The organism is Azospirillum sp. UENF 112521 (assembly GCF_058780665.1).
In genome coordinates this window covers 2,180,535-2,197,677 of sequence record NZ_JBSNCI010000002.1, presented here as the reverse complement: position 1 = coordinate 2,197,677, position 17,143 = coordinate 2,180,535, and the positions used below count along the sequence as shown (strand labels likewise).

Below are 17,143 nucleotides of genomic sequence, written 5' to 3'. Positions count from 1 at the left end.
GACAGCGGGAAGGGGGATCAGTCGTCCCGGCCGTCGGCGGACACGTCGATGGTGCGGGGCATCGCACCGGCGGCGGTCTTCTTCGGCTGTTCGATCTTGATCGTGCGGACCTTCGGCTCCGGCATCGGGCGGGTCAGGTCGATGTTGAGCAGCCCGTTGTCGAGCGAGCAGCCCACCACCTCGATCCCTTCGGCCAGCACGAAGCTGCGCTGGAACTGCCGCGCGGCGATGCCGCGGTGCAGATAGACGCGCGACTTGTCGTCGGTCTGGCGGCCGCGGATGACGAGCTGGTTGTCTTCGATCTGGACCGACAGGTCATCGGAGGTGAAACCGGCCACGGCAAGCGTGATGCGGAGGCCGTCGTCGCCGATCTGCTCGATGTTGTATGGGGGATAGCCTTCGGCCGAATTCTTGGCGATCCGGTCGAGCGTCCGCTCGAACTGGTCGAAGCCGAGCAGAAGCGGGCTGTTGAAGAGCGAAAGGCGAGTGGTCACGACGCATCCTCCTCACGACGGGAGCGAGTTGCGGAAGGTGGGCCCGTTTCCGGCGCCCGGCGGCTCGGCGGCCCAGCATCTACCGGCGCCGCCATGCCTATAGATTGGGAGAGCCGCGGCTGCGGTCAAGAACCCTGTGCGACTCTGGAATGGTTAAGAATCTCAGGCGCCTCGCCAAGCTCCATGGCCACCGCGTCGGCGATGGCAAGGCAGGAGGTCAGGCCCGGCGATTCGATGCCGAACAGGTTGACCAGCCCGGCCATCCCATGGGCGCCCGGTCCCTGGATCAGGAAGTCCGCCTGCGGCTGTCCCGGGCCGCTCAGCTTCGGCCGCACGCCGGAATAGGCCGGCACCAGCGCATTGTCCGGCAACCCCGGCCAATAGGCGCGGACCGCGCCGTAGAAGGAGTCGGCCCTGGCGGGGTCGACGGCATAATCGATGCCGCCATTGACGTCGCCCAGCCATTCCACGTCGGGACCGAAGCGGGCCTGTCCGCCAAGGTCCAGCGTCAGGTGGACCCCCAGCCCGCCCTCCACCGGCACCGGATAGACCAGCCGCGAGAAGGGGGAACGGCCGGCGGCCAGCGCATAGTAATTGCCCTTGGCCAGCACCCTCGGCGGCACGTGGGCGGCGTCCAGCCCCTCCAGGCCGCGGGCGACGGCCCAGGCACCCAGCCCGGCGGCATTCACCAGCGTGGAGCAGGCGATGCGCATCGGCTCCGCCCCGCCGACCTCCAGCTCGAATCCGGCCGCGGTGCGGTGGGAGCGCTCCAACGGGCTCAGCAGTGCCAGCATCGCCCCTAGGTCCTCCGCGTCGCCCAGCAAAGCCAGCATCAGCCCATGGCTGTCGATGATGCCGGTGGAGGGCGACAGCAGGGCGCCGACGGTGCGCAGGTTCGGCTCCCATCGCATCGCGGTGGCGGCGTCGATCTCCGTCAGGTCGGTGACGCCGTTGGCCGCCGCCTGGGCGCGGATCGCCGCCAGCTTCGGAAGCTGCGCCTCCTCCGTCGCGACGATCAGCTTGCCGATGCGGCGATGCTCCACCCCGTGGGCGGTGCAGTAGTCGTAGAGCGCGTCGCGGCCGGGCACGCACAGCCGGGCGCGCAGGCTGCCGGTCGGATAATAGATGCCGGCATGGATGACTTCGGAGTTGCGCGAGCTGGTGCCGGTGCCGATGGCCTCTTCCGCCTCCAGCACGATCACCTCGCGCCCCGCCTGCGCCAGCCGCCGCGCCACCGCCAGACCGACCACGCCCGCCCCGACGACCACGCACTCCACCCGTTCCATCGCCTCAGTCCCGCCTGCCGCTTGCGCCGCCGGGAAGGGGAGCGGAAAAGGGCGGGGCGTGCAAGAGGTTCCGGATATGCCGTCGGGCCCGCATATGCGTCAGGCTTGACTCGGCCGCGCCAATGGGTATTGTGCGCGCCTTCACCTCCTGGGAAAGCGGGCGCGCGCAATTTTTGACGCCCCGTCCGCCGCCTGAACAGGGCGGCCGGAACTACCGGGACAACATCAACTCGTGTCCAACGAGGCCTGAGAGCTATGAGCAAGCGTCAAGAGTCCAAATACAAGATCGACCGCCGCCTTGGCGTCAACCTGTGGGGCCGCGCCAAGAGCCCGCTGAACAAGCGCGAGTATGGCCCCGGCCAGCACGGCCAGCGCCGCAAGAAGCCGTCGGACTACGGTCTGCAGCTGATGGCCAAGCAGAAGCTGAAGGGCTACTACGGCAACATCGGCGAGAAGCAGTTCCGCCGCATCTATGCCGAGGCCGTCCGCCGCAAGGGCGACACCGGCGAGAACCTGATCGGCCTGCTGGAGCGCCGTCTGGACGCCGTGGTCTACCGCATGAAGTTCGCGCCGACCCCGTTCGCCGCCCGTCAGCTGGTCAACCATGGCCACATCCTGGTCAACGGCCGCCGCCTGAACGTCTCTTCGGCCCGCATCAAGGACAACGACACCGTCGAGGTGCGCGCCAAGTCCAAGCAGATGGCGCTGATCCTGGAAGCCTCGGCCTCCGGCGAGCGTGACATCCCCGACTATCTGGAAGTCGACGGCAGCGCCCTGAAGGGCCGCTTCGTCCGCGCCCCGCTGCTGGCCGACGTTCCGTACCCGGTCCAGATGGAACCGAACCTGGTCATCGAATTCTACTCGCGCTGATCGGTCGGCTCCTGCCGAACGCGAAAGGCCGCTCCCTCGGGGGCGGCCTTTTTGCTTTTGGGGCCGCAGCGTTCCGGTGTGGTCGGGCCGGCAGCCCGGCAGTCAGCGCCGGCGCGTCAGCAGCACTGCCGTCAGGTCGTCGTCGATGGGCCCGGTCGCCGTCAGGTCGTTGAGCAGGCCGGACAGCAGGGCGGCGTCGTCGGGCTCATGCAGGCGCAGGGCAAGCAGGGTGGCGAGGCCGTACTCGTCAAGAACCCCGTGGCTCTCAACGCCCTCGATCGGGATTTCGATGGCCGCATCGGAATAGAGCAGCAGGCGGGCACCGGGCGGCATCGGCAGCCGGCGGGCGTCGTAGGTGACTGTCGACAGCAGGCCGAGCGGCAGCCCGCTGCCGTCGCCCAACCGCGGCGCCTCGTCGCCGGGATGCCAGACCATCGGTGCCGTCGATCCGGCGGACGCATAGTGGAACTCCCCGGCCACCGGATCGATCAGCCCGGTCAGCATGGTGGCGAACTGGCCGCTGGGCAGCAGCCCGCACAGCCGGCGGTTCACCGTCTCCAGGAACGCCGCCGGGGTCAGGTCGGTGCTGCCGATCTGGCGGCAGATGGCGTCCAGCCGGAATGTGTTCAACGCGGCGCCGACCCCATGGCCGGAGAAATCGACCAGATAGACAGCGACCCGACCGTCGGGCCGCCGCTCGATTCCCCAGAAATCGCCCCCCAGTTCGGAGGAGGGTGCGAAATGCGCCTGGACGGCGATGCCGGTCGCCTCCTCCAACTCGGCCAGCCGGTCTGGACCGGGCAGCATCCGGGCCTGCATGGCGCGGGCCAGTTCCAGTTCGTTTTCCGTGCGGCTGTGATACTGCTCCAGATCGCGCAGCATGGCCCGCTTGCGCAGCTGGATGCGCACGCGGGCCATCAGCTCCACCGCATTGATCGGCTTGGTGACATAGTCGGTTGCGCCGGCGGCGAAGGCACGGGCTCGGTCCTCCGCCCGGCTCAGGCTGGACTGCACCAGAACCGGCAACGACTTCCAGCGCGGGTCGGCACGCAGGCGCCGGCACATCTCGAACCCGTCCATCTGCGGCATCATCAGGTCGAGCAGCACGAGATCCGGCTTGAAGCGCTCCATCAGGACCAGCGCGTCCTGCCCATCCTCCGCCTGCTCGATCAGGGTGATGCCGCCGCGCTCCAGCAGGGCCAGCAGAAGGTGACGGTTGATCCGGTTGTCGTCGACGATCAGCACGCGGGCGCCGGCCAGCCCGTCGACGACATCGCCCGCCTCGGCCGGAAGCAGGTCGGATGGCGGAGAATCGCTCATGCCGCCGCCTCCCGTTCGATCCACAGCAGCGTGTGGTCGTCGCCGCTGACCCGGCCCAGGGCGGAGCCCAGCGAGCGGACCACGGCGTCGAAGCCTTCACCCTCCGCCACGGCACGGCCGATCATCCAGCCGAGTCCGATCCCGGTCCCGCCGGCGTCCAACGCCTCCAGAACCGCGACGGAGTAGAGCGCCAGCACGCTGCCCCGCGGCAACTCCATCACGTCGCTGCGGTAGCGGGTGCCGGGCGCGATGCCGATCGGCAGGCCGGCGGCCGCACCGAACGACGGTCCGCCGTCGCCGCTCAGGATCATCGGCGGCGCCCCGTCCGCCGAGGCGTGGATGAAGCGCCCGGCCTCGCCGTCCACCACGCCATAGGTCATGGTGGCCTTCTCGCCCGGCGCCAGAAGCCCGGCGGCGCGGTCGTTCAGCGCGGTCATCAGGACGGCGGCGTCCTCGCCATGGGCGGGACCCAGCTCCTGGAGAAGGGCATGCAGCCGGAAGGCGTTCAGCGCCGCCGAGACTCCGCGGCCGGCGACGTTCAGCAGATAGGCGCCGAAGCGCCGCCCGCCCAGCGGCAGCAACCCCCAGAGATCGCCGCCGAGATGGGGCGAGATCACGCTGTGCGCGCGCAGGCGGCAGCCCGCGGCGGCGGCCACGGCGGCGCTCTGCGCCGGGGTCGGCAGCAGATGCTCCTGCATCGACCGGGCGATGGACAGCTCGGCCTCCACCCGCGCCCGATAGGTCTGAAGGCGGCGGATCAGCACCCGGTCTTCCAGATGGATGCGCACGCGGGCCAGCAGCTCCGTGCGCTCCAGCGGCTTCGACACCAGATCGGTGGTGCCGGCGGCAAAGGCGCGGTTGCGGTCCTCACCCGACGACAGTGCGGTCTGCACCAGGATCGGCAGGTCGGCCGTCTCCGGCATGGCGCGCAGGCGGCGGCAGACCTCGAACCCATCCATTCCCGGCATCATGATGTCCAGGATCAGCAGGTCTGGGATGGCGGCCTCGATCATCGCCAGCGCCGCGAACCCGCTGGCGGCGAAGGAAACCTGCCGGAAGCCCGCCTCGGCCAGGAAGGCGCCGATCAGCGTGCGGTTGAAGGCGGTGTCGTCCACCACCAGGATCGGGCAGTCCAGGACGGTGCAGTCGGGGATCCGGCACTCGCAGAGCCGGTCGCCGGAACCCTGCACATCGGAGCGTCCGGCATCCGATTGCGGGATCGCTCCACAGCCGGGATTATGCCAGCCATCCGCGGTCACAGCCGGAACCTCATGCGGATGCGGCGGCCGCCATCCTCGATCGTCAGCCCGTCGGCGATGGTGCCGATCAGGTCGAGGCCGCGGCCGGACGCTCCCGAGCTGGCGCGCGGGCCCGGGGTGAAGCCGGCGCCCTCATCGGCGATCTCCACAGTCGCCACCCGCCGGCCATCCTCCGCCGGGTCGATCCGGAGCGTGACGACGATGCGGCGGCCCGCCAGCACCGGATCGGCCAGACGGTCGCCCAGGTCGCGGGAAAAACGTTCCAGCTCCTGGGCGCTCAGCTCCTTCATGCCGGCGACACCCAGGTTGCCGTGGACCAGCGCGTTGCTGACCGCCTCGTGCAACGCAAGCTCGACGTCGTCGCGGCGGTCCCCCTCCAGCGGATGGCGGGCGCTCAGCGCGGCCAGCAGCCTGCCGCCAAGCTGGAGGTCGTGCGCGGTGGCCGTGGTCAGGTTCAGGTAGAGATCGCTTGTCGCCGCCTCCGCCAGGAATGGCGCCAATCGGTCGGCGGTATCGGAAGCCCCGGTATCGGTTGGCGGCTCGATCCAGGCGGCGACCGGCGGGAGCCAGAGCGCGTCGGACTCGGGGACGGCGCTCCCGTCTCCGGCCAGCAGGACCGCCAGCGGCGCCGGTCCGGCGGGCGCCTGCACCGGGGACAGCCGCAGCGCCAGCGCCAGCCGGGTCAGCCGGTCGGCCGCCAACCCCGGCGCCAGAAGACCGGCGAAGCGGGTGCGGCAGCCGGCGGTCTGGTCCGCCTCCTGTGTCGTGCCCTGGGTTGTCCCGTCGATCACCGGGATCAGTCCTCGATCGGAACGATCTTGGCGATCTGCGCCACGGTCAGCACCCGTTTGACCTGACCGGCGGCGCCGCGCAGGATGAACTGCTTGGCGGCGCGGTCCATCTCCTCCCGCGCGATCAGAAGCATGCCGATGCCGGCGGAATCGACGAATTCGAGCGACGACAGGTCGAGCACCTGGCGCTTGAGCTTGTTCTGTCCCATTTCACCGATCAGTGCCCGCAACTTCGCGTGGTCGTTGAAGGTCAGGCGACCGCGCAGGCGGATGACCGCCTCCTGATCGCGCACTTCGATGCCGTAGTCCATAGGCCCGTCTTTCCGCAAATATGGTTCAGTGTACAGGCGGGGGGCACCGCACTAGAAGAGTTCAATATCACCGCCGGCGCTGCTTCCCCCTGCGGCATCGAGGTCAAGCACGCCGTTTTCGTCGAGGGCCGTGCCTTCCAGCAGCAGCCTGCGCACGAAGCGCTCGCGCATCTCGCTCAGCGTGAAGCGGCTCATCAGCTGGTTCAGCCATTCCTGCGGTTCGCGCGCGCCGATGGCGGGCGGCACCTGGGCGCGGATCCGGGTTTCCAGCTCTCCCAGCCCGGCGCTCATGATGGCGAGGCTGTCGTTGATCGCCTCGATCCGCTGCTTGGTCAGGTCCTGGAACTGCATGCCGGTGATGACGTGCGCGATGGTGGACGACATATCGGACGACACCGACGCCGCCGTTTCCAGCACCGACTGGAAATGGTTGGTCTGCGCCACCAGGCTGTCCATCGTCTTGTCGACGCGTTCCTTGGCCAGCATCTGCGGCGACATGTCGGTGTTGGCGATCTGGCGCAGGATGTCGTGGCCGTTGCGCACGCCCTTCACCACGGCGGTGACGGTGCCGCGCATGCGGTCGGCCAGTTCGCCGGTGGAGCGGGAGAGGTGCCGCACCTCCTGCGCCACCACGGCGAAGGTCCGCCCGGCCTCGCCGGCGCGGCTGGCCTCGATGGTCGCGTTCAGCGCCAGGAAGTTGGTCTGGCGGTTGATGCCATCGATGTCGCCGATCGACTTCTCCAGCTCGGCCACGTCCTTCTGCACGTCGTCCAGCAGATAGACCATGCTCATGGCATGGCGCGACAGGGTGACGATGTTGGTCACCATGTCGGTGATCACGTCCTGCATGCCGACGACCAGCCTGTCGAGCGGCACCCGCTCGCCGTCGATGTCGACCGACCCTGCCGTGTCGACGATCTGGGCCACCCGTTCCGACTGCTCCAGCGCCTTCCGGGCCAGTTCGCGGAAGCGCTCCGACAGGTCGAGGGTGGAGGTCTCCACATGGTCCGAGGTGCGCGTCAGCTCGCCCTGCACGATGTCGAGCGTGCGGCGCTGCACATCGGCGAAGCCGAGCCAGGTGGACAGAAGCTCCGCGGTGACCGCGACCTTGGCGTCGCCGTCCGGCGTCGCGGAGACGTCCCGGGGCGCGGCATTCCGGGAGCCGGTCTGGACGGCGTCGTGGGCAGCGGACTTGAACATACTGGTGCTCCTTGGAAACTCTACCCGGATTCCCGATCAGGTCGGGGCGGTGCGGGGGCGTTCGCCGACGGCGTCGAAGGCGCGCAGCATTTCGGCGGGGATTTGGGTGAGCGGCAGTTCGACCGTGACCGCGCCGGCCTCCTTGGCGGCGCGTGGCATTCCATAGACGACGCAGCTCGATTCCTGCTCGCCGATGGTGAAGGCGCCGGCCTCATGCATCGCCTTCATGCCGATGGCGCCGTCGCGGCCCATGCCGGACAGGATGACGCCGACGGCGTTGTTGCCGGCCGCCTTGGCGACGGAGGCGAACAGCACGTCGACCGACGGGCGGTGGCCGCTGACCGCGGGGGTGTCCTGGATGTGGCAGATGAAGCCGGCGGTGTCGCGGACGATGGCGAGATGGCGGTCGCCGGGGGCGATCAGCACCAGCCCCTGGGCCGGCCGGTCGCCATGGACGGCGACCCGCACGGTGGGGGCGGACAGCCGGTCGAGCCGTGCCGCGAAGCTGGGCACATAGCTGGGGCCCATGTGCTGGGTGATGACGATGGGCGGGCAGTCGGCCGGCATGGCGGCCAGCACGTCGCGGATGCGCTCCACCCCGCCGGTCGAGGCGCCGACCGCGATCAGCCGCTTGCCCGAGCCGGCGCGCCGCGGCGTCGGCAGGACGCCATGGGTGGCAGCCGGGCGGCGCATGGTCAGGCGCGCGGTGGCGGCGACGCGGATCTTGGAGACCAGCTCCATCGCCGTCGCCTCGAAGCCCTGCCCGTCGGAGCTGCCGGGCTTGGCGACGCAGTCCACCGCCCCCAGTTCGAGTGCGCGGATGGCGGCGTCCGACCCCTCGCGAGTCAGGGAGGAGACCATGATGACCGGCGTCGGCCGCAGGGTCATGATCTTCTCCAGGAAGGACAGCCCGTCCATCTTCGGCATCTCGACGTCCAGCGTGATGACGTCGGGGTTGGTGGCCTTGATGACCTCGCGCGCTTCGAAGGGGTCGCGGGCGACGCCGGCCACCTCCATTCCCGCCTCCCGGGTCAGGATGTCCTTCAGCATCTCGCGCATCAGGGCGCTGTCGTCGACGATGACGACGCGGATCGGTCTGGGCATGGGTCAGCTCCCTTCCGGATCGGCGGGGGTGAACAGTTCGACGTCGCCCTCCTCGGGGGTCTGGCTCAGGTGCGTGATGAAACGCCGTTCGCGGGTGACGGTGTCGGCCGCCGCCTCCGGCCGCAGCAGGCGGCGCAGCGCACGTCCGCTGTGCGGGAAGTAATGCACCCGCCGGGCGGAGCCTCCGCCCAGATCGTGGCCCGCCAGCGTCAGCCCCTCCGTTTGCACATAATCCAGCGCGAAGCGGCTGTTCAGCCCGCCGATGTCGTAGCTCGATTCGATGACGCGGCCGCCGCCGAACAGCTTGACCTGCAGGCGCTGGCGTTCGGCACCGGCGGCCAGCAGCGCGTTGATCAGCCGCTCCATGGCGACCGATCCATAGCGCGCGGCCATGCCGGCCCCGTCAAGCTCGCTCGCCGGCAGGTCGGGCAGCATGAAGTGGTTCATGCCGCCGATGCCGCGCACCGGGTCATGGATGCAGGCCGCCACGCAGGAACCCAGCGTCGTCGCGATCATCAGGTCGGGACGGTCGCTGACCGCCTGCTGGCCCAGCCCGATCTTGACGGTGTCGGCGTTGAATTCCCGGTTGAAGTAGCGCCCGCTGCCCATGCGGTTGCGGAGCGTCGGGCTGGCTGGCTCCTGCCGGGGGAGGGGTTCGGCGTTCATCGCTCACTCCCTCCGGTAGATGGTCGGACCGGCCTGCCGGAACAGGTTCGACACGCCATACAGGCTCTCTGAGTGGCCGAGGAACAGATACCCGCCGGGGCGGAGCATCCGGGCGAAGTTTTCTATCACCTGCATCCGGCCACGGCGGTCGAAATAAATCAGGACATTGCGGCAAAAGATCGCGTCGAACGGGCCGGACATCGGCCAATGTTCCAGCAGGTTCAGCGGCTTGACGGTCACGAGGCGCTTCAGCTCCTCGCCCATCGCCACAGCAGGCTCGCCGTCCAGCCGGGTGTCGGTGGTGAAGCGCTGGCGGATCCCCGGCGGAATGCCGGTGGCGCCCGACAGCGGGTAGATGCCGCGCCGGGCGGTCTCCACCATGTGGGTGTCGATGTCGGTGGCGAGGATGCGGGCATCCCAGCGGCGCAGATCCGCCCCCATGGCGGAAACCAGTACCATCGCCATGGTGTAGGGCTCCGGCCCGGAGGAGCAGCCGGCCGACCACAGCCTCAACCGCGGCTTCGGCTTGTGGGCGTTCAACTCCCGCAGTTCCGGCAGGACGGTGGAGGCGAGAAAGTCGAAATGATGCGATTCGCGGTAGAAGCTGGTCAGGTTGGTGGTCAGCGCATTGACCAGGAAGCCGATCTCGTCGGCCACGCCGTCGCTTTGCAGCAGGGCGCAATAGGCGTCGAAATCGGGCAGCCGCAGCTCGCGCAGGCGGCGCGCCAGCCGGGCATAGACCATCTCCGCCTTGTGCGGCGCCAGCGCGATGCCGGCCAGCTGATAGAGCAGGCCGGCGATCAGGTCGAAATGGTGCCGCTCGAAATGGAATTCGCGCGCGCCACCGAAAACCGCCGCCGGGGCGGCCGGGGGGCGCCGCAGCGTTTCGGGTTCGGTCAGTGAGGCGGGCGAGCGGTCGGTCATCGCGGCACCGGGGGCATCATCGAGAGATCTCGGCTCAGGCTGATTTGCGAGCGAGGGTGAAGAAGGTCATCTGCTGGCGCAGCTGGTCGGCCTGATCCTCCAGGGAACGGGCGGCGGCGGTGCTTTCCTCCACCAGGGCGGCATTCTTCTGGGTCATCTCGTCCATCTGGGCGATGGCGATGTTGACCTCGTCGAGGCCCGATGCCTGCTCGGCGGTCGCCCGCGCGATCTCCGACACCAGATCGGCGACGCGGCCGATGCCCGACACGATCTCGGTCAGGGAGCTGCCGGCCGACCGCACGAGGTCGACGCCCTCGCGCACCTGCCCGCCGCTGTCCATGATCAGCGCCTTGATCTCCTTCGAGGCCTGGGCGGAGCGCTGGGCGAGTTGCCGCACCTCCTGCGCCACCACGGCGAAGCCGCGCCCGGCGTCACCGGCCCGCGCCGCCTCCACCGCCGCGTTCAGCGCCAGCAGGTTGGTCTGGAAGGCGATCTCGTCGATCACGCCGATGATGTCGGAGATCTTCTGCGACGACTGTTCGATCCGGCGCATCGCCTCCACCGCACTGGTCGCCACCTGCCCGCCGCGCGAGGCCGCTGTGCGCGCCTCGGTGGCGAAGCCGTTGACCTGCTGGGCGTTGTCGGCGTTGGAGCGCACGGTGGCGGCGAGCTGTTCCATGCTGGCCGCGGTCTCCTCCAGCGAGGAGGCCTGCTGCTCGGTCCGCTCCGACAGGTCCATGCTGCCTTCGGCCACCTCGCGGCTGGCGATGGCGATGGAGCCGGCGGCATGGTCGATGCGCTGCACGATCTCGGACAGGCGGCCGACCGTGCCGTTGAAATCGTCCTTCAGCCGCTGGAACACGCCCTCATACTGCTTGTCGATGCGGCTGGTCAGATCGCCGCGCGACAGCGATTCCAGCACCGTGGCGAGATCCTCGGTGACGGCGGCGATGTTTCCGGACAGGCGGTTGATGCCTTCGCTGACCAGCCGGAAGAAGCCGCTCTTGCCGTCCAGCGGGATGCGGTGGGTGAAGTCGCCGCGCACGGCATTCTCCACCATGGCGCCGATCTCCGCCTCGATCGCCAGTTCCTCGGTCAGGTCGCGCCATTCGACGACGGTGCCGAGCCGCTCGCCCTGGCGGCTGACCACCGGGTTGGCGATGACCTGGAAGGTGCGGCCGCCGGTCTTTGCCAAGCCGCGGTGGGTGTGGGTCAGATCGGCCAGCAGCCGGCGCTGGTGGGTCGGGTCACGGTGGAAGACGTCGAAATTCTGTCCGACCAGCCTGCCCGGGTCGAAGCCGGGCAGCGCGGTGCGCAGGTCCGCCTCGGCGTGGCGGAACATGCCCATGATCGAGTCGTTGGCGTAGAGGATGCGGCCGTCGGCATCGGCCATCATGATGTTGGCCGACACCCGTTCCAGCGCGATGCGGGAGCGCAGGGCCTCCACCGCCTCGTCCTTGAAGGCGTCGACGGCGCGGGCCATGTCGCCCAGCTCGTCCTGCTGGCCGGTGTGGGGGACGCTGACCGACAGCTTGCCTTCTGTGAGTTCGGTCATCACCCGGCGGATGCCGGTGACCGGTCCGACGATGGAGGCGGCGATGCGGTTGGCTGCGACGATGCCGATCACCAGCGACAGCAGGCCCAGCCCGACCGTCAGGCGGATGGTGAAGGCAGCCTCGCTGCCGGCCTCCTGCTCGATGGCCCTGGAGCCGGCTGCGATGGAGGCGACGATGCCGTCGATGGCACGGTTGACCGCGGATGCGGCAGCGACGAGATCGTCGGTGCGGCGCTTGGCCTCGTCATTGGCGGCGACGATCTCGCGGAAGGCGCTGCGGTATTCGGCGCCGCGGGTCTCGACATCGCGCAGGGCCACGGACAGGGCGGCGTTGTTTTGCAGCAGGGCGGACAGACGGGCGATCCCGTCGCCCATCGCCTTGCCTTCCGCCTCCAGCTGGGCGGCGGCGGCCGGATCGCGCAGGCCGATGGCGCGGTTGGCGTAGAAGCGGGTCAGCAACCAGCGCTTCTCCACCTCCTGCATGCCGAAAGCGACGTCCTTGTCGCCGGAGGCGTCGGCCGCGGCCACCGCCTCTTCCAGCCGTTTGGTCACCTGGGTGCCCAGCGGGTCCATGCGCTCGCGCAGTGTCCGGTCGGCGCGCTCGCGCACGGTCCGCACCGCATCGAATTTCTCGTGGTAGGCGCCGTGCAGGCTGTTGAGGTCGGCGAAAGCGGCGGCCTGGGGGGAGGCCTTCATCATGGCCTGCCGGTCCGCCATCGCCGATTCGAACTCCCCGCGCAGGACGCGCAGCCGGTCCAGCGCCTCGGTAGTGCCGATATTGATGTATTCCCGGGTTTGCAGCCGTTGTGCACCCAGGCGGCTTTCCAGATCCTTGGCGAAGACGGCGAGGTCGCCCGACGCGATGACGCTGTCGATGCGCCGGTTCAACCCATCCAGCCCATAGATGCCGGTGCCGGACTGCGCGGCGATCAGAACCAGCAGCAGGCCGAAGACCAGCCACAGCCGCTTGGCGATGCGCATGTTGCTGAGGAAGGTGCCGGATTTGGCAGTCGTGCCGTCGGTGGCCATCGCTGACGTTCCCTCTTTTTATGGCTTCTCGTTGCGGCCTGCGCAGCCGGGGGATCGCCAACCGGTATCAGGTCGGCTCCAGCGCTGCGCGGGTGGCGTCCTGGTCGACATGCTCGCCGGCGAACAGCTTCCCCACATTGAGCAGGGTCACCATCCGGTTCTCGGCGGTGTAGAGGCCGCTGAGATACTCGGCGTCGATAAGACCGCTGTCGACATCGGGCGGCGGCTTGATGGCGTCATGGCCGATGGCGAGGATGTCGGAAATGGCGTCGACCAGGATGCCGCGCGTTCGCTCCCCCACCTGCATCACCACCACGACATGGCGCTTCGTCACCTGGGTCAGGCCGCCGCCGAAGCGGGCCCGCAGGTCGAAGATCGGGATGATGATGCCGCGCAGGTTGATCACGCCGCGGACATAGTCGGGGAGATTGGGCAGTCTGCTTTCCGGCGTCCAGCCGCGGATTTCCCTAACTGCCAGGATGTTGACGCCGTACTCCTCGCTGCCGACGGTGAAGGTGACGTATTGCTCCTCGCTGCCGTTCGCGGCGCCGGACGGCTGGAGATCGGTGCGGGAGCTGATGGGGGCGATTGCGGTGGAACTGCTCATCGCTGAACCTCAAACCGTTTGGCGTTGACGCTGGTCGGACTTGTCCGCCGGGGCGGGCAGGGACGGGGAAGGCGGGGTGCTGTCGGCGGGGGCGTTTCCATTGCCTGCACCATGCCGGCTCATTTCGCGCAAGCCCGCCACGTCCAGGATCAGGGCGACCCGGCCGTCGCCCAGGATGGTGGCGGCGGCGACGCCGTCCAGCCGGCGGAAATTGGCTTCCAAGCTCTTGATGACGACCTGCTGCTGGCCCAGCACCTCGTCCACCACAAGGCCGAGGCGGGAGCCGTCCTCCGTCTCCACCAGAACGACCAGCCCCTTGGTGGCGTCGTCGATGGCCTTGGGGATGCCGAACAGCCGGTGCAGATGGACGAGCCGGACATATTCGCCGCGCGCCATCATGACATCGCATTTGTTGACCAGCCCATGGAGGTCGGCGGGCTTGGGGCGCAGGCTTTCGACGATGTTGGTCAGCGGCAGGACGAAGCGCTCCTCGCCGACCGAGATCACCATGCCGTCCAGCACCGCCAGCGTCAGCGGCAGCGACAGGACGAAGCGCGACCCTTCGCCCGGCGTCGAATAGACGCCGATCCGCCCGCCCAGGCTGGAGATGTTCCGCCGCACCACGTCCATGCCGACGCCGCGGCCGGACAGGTTCGACACCTGATCGGCGGTGGAGAAGCCGGGCAGGAAGATCAGGTGGTCGATCTCCTCGTCCGACAGGCTGGCACCCGGCTGGACCAGGCCCTTTTCGATGGCCTTTGACAGCACCTTGGCGCGGTTGATGCCGCGGCCGTCGTCGGTCACCTCGATCACGATGCGGCCCGACCGGTGGGCGGCCGACAGATGCACGGTGCCGGCGCGCGGCTTGCCGACGCGCTCCCGCTCATCCGGGCCTTCCAGACCATGGTCGATGGAGTTGCGGATCATGTGGGTCAGCGGGTCGACGAGGTTCTCCACCACCGTCTTGTCGACCTCGGTCGTCTCGCCGGTGGTGACCAGCATCACCTCCTTGCCGGTCACGGCGGCGCATTCGCGCACCAACCGCGGCATGCGGGAGAAGACGCTGGAAACCGGCTGGGCGCGGATCGACATCACGCTTTCCCGGAGTTCGCGCGTGTGCTGGGCAAGGCCCTCCAGCCCTTCCAGCAGTTCCTGGAACTGGCCCGGCGGCAGGTCGCGCAGATGCTCCGCGATCATCGCCTGGGTGATGACCATTTCGCCGACCATGTTGACCAGCCGGTCGATCTTGTCGAGGTCGACGCGGATGGTGTGGGTGGTCGGCCCGGCATGGTCGCTGCCCCCGGTACCGCCGTTCGTCCGCTTGGCGCCGTCGCCGGGCTTCGCCGCACCCGCCGCGCCGGATGTGGTGGCGGCGGGGGTGGCCGGCTGCGGCAGATTGGCGGCAGGGGCGGGCGCGGCGGCCGGGACAGACTCCGCCGGCGCAATGAGCGCGGGGGGGATGATCGCAGGCGGGGGGGCTTCGGCGCTGATGCGGATGTCGCAGTCGTCGGCGACGAACTCGAACACATCGTCGATCTGGGCGCGGTCCACCTGCGGGTCGGCCAGCAGCGTCACCGTCCAGGACAGGTGCAGCAGTTCGGCGTCGAGGTCGCGCAGGGAGGGCAGCCTGTCCAGATGGCAGACCACCTCCGCCTCGCCCAGGCGGCGCAGGGCGCGCAGCATGTAGGTCGGCTCGTTGCCCGACAGCAGCAGTTCGGCCTTCGGGCGGAAGACGATGGTCCAGCGGACCTTGCCTTCGGGAACGGGGCCGGCGGCGGGCGCCGGCTGGTCGTCGCGCGCGGCCTGGATGGCGGCCAGCGCGTCGCCGAAGATGCCGGCCTCGTCATCCTCGTCGTCGGGATGGAAGCCTGCGGCGGCCTGGATGGCGGCAGGCTGCGCGGCCTCGTTCGCCTGCTCCCCGGTCTTGTCCAGGAAACGGCGGAGGGCGGCGACGGTGTCGTCTGTGGTGCCGGCCGGCGCCTCGGTTTCGTCGGCGGCGTGGGCGAGCAGGCGGGCCAGCACGTCGTTGGCGCGGATCAGCGTGTCGACCAGTTCGGTGCTGACCGGGATTTCGGCGTTGCGCACGCCGTCCATCACCGTTTCGAATTCATGGGCGAAGGCGACGAGGTCGTTGAAGCCGAAGGCGCCGCCACCGCCCTTGATCGAATGGACGGCGCGGAAGATCGCGTTCACCTCGTCCATGTCGATTTCGCCGGGGGCAAGGCGCAGCAGCCCGGCCTCGGCGACCGCCAGGAGTTCGGCGCTCTCGTCGAAGTAGGTCTGTTTGAAGCGGCTGAGATCGTCCACGGCTGCACCCCTTCCTGAATCCGGCGGCTTGCGGTCAGCCGCAGACCTTCTGCACCACCGACACCAGCTTGTCGGGGTTGAAGGGCTTCACGATCCAGCCGGTGGCGCCGGCGGCGCGGCCTTCCGCCTTCTTGCTCTCGTCCGCCTCGGTGGTCAGCATCAGGATCGGCAGGGTGCGGTGGGCCGGGATGGCGCGCAGCCTGCGGATCAGGGTCAGCCCGTCCATGACCGGCATGTTCAGGTCGGTGATGACCAGATCCACCTTGTTGGTGGCGATGGCGCTCATCGCCTGCTGGCCGTCGGCGGCTTCCACCACGTCATAGCCGGCGCCCCGCAGGGTGAAGGACACCATGTCGCGCATAGTGCGCGAATCGTCCACCGTCATCACTTTCTTCTTCACGCTCGGCTCCATTGCTTCAGCCAGGCGGCGAGTCCCAGATCCTCGCACGCTTCGGACAGCACCTCGGACGGGGCGGCGAGGACGAAGGCGGTCCCGCGCTCGGCCGCATCGCGGGCAGCGACGACCAGCGCCTGGATGCAGGCGGCGCTGATGCGCTCCACGGCGTCGGCCTGGACGGTGACGTCGGCCGACGCCTTGAAGGCGGCGCGCAAACTGTCCAGCAGAGGTTGCGCCATGGGCAAATCGAGGTCGCTCGGCAGGCCCAGGCGGAGCCGGCCGTCATCCTCCTCCGTCCACTTGATCAGCGACACGCCACCCCTCCGTCTACGGCAGGCACATTCTTGCGCATTCCGGTTGCAGCAGCGACGTTGCCAGACTGCGTCTCAAGGATTCGTTAAGCGCAAGCTTCGGACGGAGGGGGCGGCGGCGGGAAGTTGGGGATAACCGCAATCAAAAATGGGACATGGCGGAGAGGCTGGCGCTCGGCAGGATGCGTCAGCCTCTTGCCGGCGCGATCAGCGGACGGAATTCGGCGAGGACGGACTCATAGACCGGGCGCTTGAAGGCGACGATCAGGCCCGGCAGTTCTTCGGCGTCGATCCATTTCCAGTCGTCGAATTCCGGGTGGTCGGTGTCGAGCCGGATGTCGGCCTCGTCGCCGGTGAAGCGGGCCAGCATCCACATCTGCTCCTGCCCGCGCCAGCGGCCCTTCCACACCCTGCCCAGCAGATCGTCGGGCAGGTCGTAGCGGTGGGGGGCCGCGGTCATGGCGATGAACTCCGCCTTCGCCGTGCCGATTTCCTCCTCCAGCTCGCGGAAGGCGGCGCTGCGGGCATCCTCGCCATCGTCGATGCCGCCCTGGGGCATCTGCCAGTCGGCTTCCGACCCGCATCGCCTGGCGACGAACACCTCGCCGCGGTCGTTCAGCAGCATGATGCCGACGCAGGGACGGTAGGGCAGGGAGCCACGATCAATAGGGGTGCGGTCGATGGGGGCGGTCATGCCGGCAGGCTCCGTTCG

16 protein-coding genes and 1 pseudogene are annotated in these 17,143 nt (G+C 69.0%); 1 reads left to right on the top strand and 16 read right to left on the bottom strand.

The annotated features are described in order from the left end of the window. Nucleotides 1-17 precede the first annotated feature (17 nt). Together ACWPN8_RS12760 and ACWPN8_RS12755 are read right to left on the bottom strand one after the other, a co-directional pair. A complete protein-coding gene (locus tag ACWPN8_RS12760; RefSeq protein ID WP_098739184.1) occupies nucleotides 18-494 on the bottom strand; it encodes an Hsp20 family protein in 477 nt (158 codons plus the stop codon). A 125-nt stretch (nucleotides 495-619) separates the two neighbouring features. Continuing rightward, the gene (locus ACWPN8_RS12755) at nucleotides 620-1,780 is read right to left on the bottom strand and encodes an NAD(P)/FAD-dependent oxidoreductase (protein WP_492240993.1); all 1,161 of its coding nucleotides are present in this window, start codon (nucleotides 1,778-1,780) and stop codon (nucleotides 620-622) included. Nucleotides 1,781-2,035: 255 nt separating this feature from the next. On the opposite strand from ACWPN8_RS12755, the gene rpsD reads away from it, so the two are divergent. Continuing rightward, a complete protein-coding gene (rpsD, locus tag ACWPN8_RS12750; protein WP_109445619.1) occupies nucleotides 2,036-2,650 on the top strand; it encodes a 30S ribosomal protein S4 in 615 nt (204 codons plus the stop codon). A gap of 102 nt (nucleotides 2,651-2,752) precedes the next feature. Here the strand turns inward: rpsD and ACWPN8_RS12745 are convergent, their stop codons facing one another. The 14 genes and pseudogenes from ACWPN8_RS12745 to ACWPN8_RS12680 all read right to left on the bottom strand — a co-directional run bounded on the left by ACWPN8_RS12745 (nucleotide 2,753) and on the right by ACWPN8_RS12680 (nucleotide 17,125). Continuing rightward, nucleotides 2,753-3,970, bottom strand: a complete 1,218-nt coding sequence (locus ACWPN8_RS12745; protein WP_109445621.1) for a PP2C family protein-serine/threonine phosphatase — start codon at nucleotides 3,968-3,970, stop codon at nucleotides 2,753-2,755. After that, nucleotides 3,967-5,160, bottom strand: a complete 1,194-nt coding sequence (locus ACWPN8_RS12740; RefSeq protein WP_492240991.1) for a response regulator — start codon at nucleotides 5,158-5,160, stop codon at nucleotides 3,967-3,969. Before ACWPN8_RS12740 ends, ACWPN8_RS12745 begins: the two co-directional genes overlap by 4 nt. A gap of 65 nt (nucleotides 5,161-5,225) precedes the next feature. Beyond that, entirely contained in the window at nucleotides 5,226-6,020 is a 795-nt protein-coding gene (locus ACWPN8_RS12735; RefSeq protein WP_492240990.1) for an ATP-binding protein, read from the bottom strand. A 5-nt stretch (nucleotides 6,021-6,025) separates the two neighbouring features. Beyond that, nucleotides 6,026-6,331: an STAS domain-containing protein gene (locus ACWPN8_RS12730; RefSeq protein WP_109048956.1), complete on the bottom strand. Its 306-nt coding sequence runs from the start codon at nucleotides 6,329-6,331 to the stop codon at nucleotides 6,026-6,028. Between the two features lie 51 nt (nucleotides 6,332-6,382). Next, nucleotides 6,383-7,063, bottom strand: a pseudogene (locus tag ACWPN8_RS12725) (methyl-accepting chemotaxis protein); the annotation flags it as partial. A 504-nt stretch (nucleotides 7,064-7,567) separates the two neighbouring features. Next, entirely contained in the window at nucleotides 7,568-8,635 is a 1,068-nt protein-coding gene (locus ACWPN8_RS12720) for a protein-glutamate methylesterase/protein-glutamine glutaminase (protein WP_492240988.1), read from the bottom strand. A 3-nt stretch (nucleotides 8,636-8,638) separates the two neighbouring features. Next, nucleotides 8,639-9,301 carry a chemotaxis protein gene (locus ACWPN8_RS12715; RefSeq protein ID WP_109445627.1) on the bottom strand — a complete coding sequence of 221 codons (663 nt, stop codon included), beginning with the start codon at nucleotides 9,299-9,301 and terminating at the stop codon, nucleotides 8,639-8,641. 3 nt (nucleotides 9,302-9,304) lie between these two features. Further along, nucleotides 9,305-10,225 carry a CheR family methyltransferase gene (locus ACWPN8_RS12710; RefSeq protein ID WP_109445629.1) on the bottom strand — a complete coding sequence of 307 codons (921 nt, stop codon included), beginning with the start codon at nucleotides 10,223-10,225 and terminating at the stop codon, nucleotides 9,305-9,307. Between the two features lie 34 nt (nucleotides 10,226-10,259). Next, on the bottom strand, nucleotides 10,260-12,809 hold the full coding sequence (locus ACWPN8_RS12705) for a methyl-accepting chemotaxis protein (protein ID WP_492240986.1): 2,550 nt from the start codon (nucleotides 12,807-12,809) through the stop codon (nucleotides 10,260-10,262). A gap of 67 nt (nucleotides 12,810-12,876) precedes the next feature. Beyond that, nucleotides 12,877-13,416, bottom strand: a complete 540-nt coding sequence (locus tag ACWPN8_RS12700) for a chemotaxis protein CheW (RefSeq protein ID WP_492240984.1) — start codon at nucleotides 13,414-13,416, stop codon at nucleotides 12,877-12,879. 9 nt (nucleotides 13,417-13,425) lie between these two features. After that, on the bottom strand, nucleotides 13,426-15,723 hold the full coding sequence (locus ACWPN8_RS12695; protein ID WP_492240982.1) for a chemotaxis protein CheA: 2,298 nt from the start codon (nucleotides 15,721-15,723) through the stop codon (nucleotides 13,426-13,428). Nucleotides 15,724-15,757: 34 nt separating this feature from the next. Then, nucleotides 15,758-16,135, bottom strand: coding sequence for a response regulator (locus ACWPN8_RS12690; protein WP_109048963.1), 378 nt, complete (start codon nucleotides 16,133-16,135; stop codon nucleotides 15,758-15,760). Continuing rightward, on the bottom strand, nucleotides 16,120-16,434 hold the full coding sequence (locus tag ACWPN8_RS12685) for an STAS domain-containing protein (protein ID WP_109445638.1): 315 nt from the start codon (nucleotides 16,432-16,434) through the stop codon (nucleotides 16,120-16,122). Before ACWPN8_RS12685 ends, ACWPN8_RS12690 begins: the two co-directional genes overlap by 16 nt. Nucleotides 16,435-16,618: 184 nt before the next feature. Further along, entirely contained in the window at nucleotides 16,619-17,125 is a 507-nt protein-coding gene (locus ACWPN8_RS12680) for an RNA pyrophosphohydrolase (protein WP_492240980.1), read from the bottom strand. Nucleotides 17,126-17,143 lie beyond the last annotated feature (18 nt).